Annotated in this window: 1 protein-coding gene; it reads left to right on the top strand. The window is 47.4% G+C overall.

The window, feature by feature from the left end:
* Nucleotides 1-124: 124 nt before the first annotated feature.
* Complete coding sequence (locus CU633_RS19295; protein WP_101662201.1) at nt 125-1597, top strand: IS5 family transposase; 1473 nt, start codon at nt 125-127, stop codon at nt 1595-1597.
* The last annotated feature ends 18 nt before the right edge of the window (nt 1598-1615 follow it).

Here is a 1615-nt window from a genome sequence, read left to right as displayed (position 1 = left end):
TTAGGGGCTGCTGAATAAACAAAAAAGCCAGGAATGACAAGGGTTTCGCAACTCTTTTGTCGAATATAAGTGTAAGGATTTGTTTAGAAATGTCCAAAAACCCTTGCACTTGGAGGTCGACACTTTGTATAAGAAAACCGAAAACCAACTAACCTTTTCAGATGACTTCTTCCTTCCTTTCGGAGGAAAGTTAAATAAATATAATCGCTGGGTTCTTCTTGCCGAGTTGATTCCCTGGTGGAAAGCGGAAGAAAAGTATGCCAAGGCGTTCAAAAAGACATTTAAGGGTGGGCAGGCCTTCTCAGTCAGAATTGCCCTTGGATCCCTGTATATCCAGGAGCGCCATGGGTTCAGCGACCGTGAAACCGTCCAGCAGATTACGGAAAACCCGTATCTGCAGTACTTTATTGGCCTGCCGGCCTTCCAGGAAAAAGCCCCCTTTCATCACTCCCTAATGACCCATTTTCGGAAGAGACTCGGTGTGAATGTCATTAACGAAGTGAACGAATGGATCGTCATGGAAGAGCAAAATGGCAGCCGTGATGACGACGATCAGGAGGATCCGCCTTCCGGTGAGGACTCTGCCGAAGGTGGTGGCGAACCCAATGTTTCAGAAAAAACAACTCACAAAGGGAAGTTGTTGCTTGACGCAACATGTGCGCCAGCTGATATTGCCTACCCTACTGATCTTGAACTCCTAAATGAGGCTCGTGAAAAACTGGAGCACATTATTGATGTCTTACATGCACCTTTGCGGGGAGATCATCCAAAACCACGGACTTATCGGAAGAAAGCACGCAAAGCTTTTCTCGCTGTGACTAAACAACGGCGTGCTGGTGCCAGAAAGATTCGAAAGGCAGTCGGCAAGCAGCTAAGGTATGTCGGCCGTGACCTCAGGATCATCCAAGAGTTAGAAATTCATAGCCCTCTTTCTTTATTGAGCAAACAAGAGTACAGACAGCTTCTTGTGATTCATGAACTTTACAGGCAACAGGATGAAATGTACCGGACAAAAACCCACCGGGTTGATGACCGAATCGTCAGCATTTCCCAGCCGCATGTGCGTCCAATCGTCCGAGGCAAGGCCAAGGCAAACGCGGAGTTTGGAGCAAAAGTCGCGATCAGTATGGTGGACGGCTTCTCTTTGATAGAAAAATTGGACTGGGACAACTTTAACGAAGGGATCACACTCCAGGAATCCATCGAAAATTACCGGAAGCGCTTTGGATTCTACCCTGAAGCCGTACTGGCAGACAAAATCTATCGGAACCGGGACAATATAAACTATTGCAAGAGATTGGGGATTCGGTTGAGCGGACCGAAACTTGGCCGCCCATCAAAAGACGATGTGGCGGCGCACAACCGCCTGGTACAAAATGATGTTTCAGAACGTAACGCTGTGGAAGGCAAATTTGGAGAAGGCAAGCGCCGATATGGGCTGGGCCTTATTCGAGCACGCCTACAACAGACAAGTGAAACCGTCATCGCCCTCCAATTCCTGATCATGAACCTTGAGCGCAAGCTCAGAGTTCTTTTGTGCTATTTTTTCAGAGAGCTATTCAGGGACTTCAAGACACAAAATACTTCTGTGTGTTGATTCATTCAGCAAGCCCTA

The organism is Bacillus sp. V3-13 (genome assembly GCF_002860165.1).
Classification (GTDB): Bacteria; Bacillota; Bacilli; order Bacillales; family Cytobacillaceae; genus Bacillus_BJ.
This window is presented reverse-complemented; position numbering and strand designations above follow the sequence as displayed.